The 957-nt window shown below is 67.6% G+C and carries 1 protein-coding gene; it reads right to left on the minus strand.

Translation table 11 applies throughout. The annotated features are described in order from the left end of the window. Positions 1-941 (minus strand): gamma-glutamyltransferase (locus EN780_RS35310; protein WP_189557051.1); only part of this gene is annotated, 941 nt, incomplete at its 3' end. Between the last annotated feature and the right edge of the window lie 16 nt (positions 942-957).

The raw sequence follows: 957 nt of genomic DNA on the forward strand, positions 1-957 counted from the left end.
GGCACAGGGACCTGGTCCTGGTCGCCCACAAAACGGTCGCGGTCCTGGTAGGCCAGCCGCCCCGCCTCGATTTCCAGATGCAGCCGCTCGGCGCCATTGGGATCGAGCCCGCCAAGCTTGAAGCCGGACAGCACATTCAGCATTAGAAGCGCGGTCAGCCCCTGGTTGTTCGGCGGCATCTGGTGGAAGTCGTAGCCGCCGTAGGAGGTGCTGACCGGTGCCACATAGTCGCCTTTGGTCGCCGCGAAATCCTCTTGGCTATGCAGCCCGCCCAATTCCTTGAGCCGGCGCACCATATCGTCGGCGACAGCACCCTCGTAGAAGCCGGCGCGGCCCTGCTTGGTGATGATGCGCAAGGTAGCGGCGAGTTCCGGCTGGCGGTGGACGTCGCCGGCCCTCGGCGCCTTGCCGCCGGGCAGGAAGATGCGCGCGGCATGTTCGTCCGCGGCAAGGTCGATCTCCGGGTCCGCCCAGTCGAAGGCGACGCGGTCGTGCACGACATAGCCGTTCTCGGCATAATGAATGGCCGGCGCCAGCACCTCGGCGAGGTCCTTGCTGCCATGGTCCTCGAGCAGCCGGCACCAGGCATCGATGGCGCCCGGCACCGTCACTGCATGCGGTCCCTGTTTGGGAAGCTCGCTGAAACCCCTGTCCAGGTACCAGTCGACGGTCGCGGCCGCCGGCGCGCGGCCGGAGCCGTTGAAGGCCAGCACGTCACCTTGTCCCGCCGGGCAGTAGAGCACGAAACAATCGCCGCCTATGCCGGTCGATTGCGGCTCGACCACGGCCTGCACGGCGGCGGCGCAGACCGCCGCGTCCATGGCATTGCCGCCGGCGCGCAGCATCTCGATCGCCGCGAGCGTCGACAGCGGGTGCGATGTCGCGGCGACCGCTTCGCTGGCACGAACCGGCGAGCGGCCGGGAAACTGGAAATCACGCATTCTGTCTCTGTATCCC

Origin of the sequence: Mesorhizobium sp. M4B.F.Ca.ET.089.01.1.1, assembly GCF_004022605.1 — a bacterium.
Taxonomy (GTDB): domain Bacteria; phylum Pseudomonadota; class Alphaproteobacteria; order Rhizobiales; family Rhizobiaceae; genus Mesorhizobium; species Mesorhizobium abyssinicae.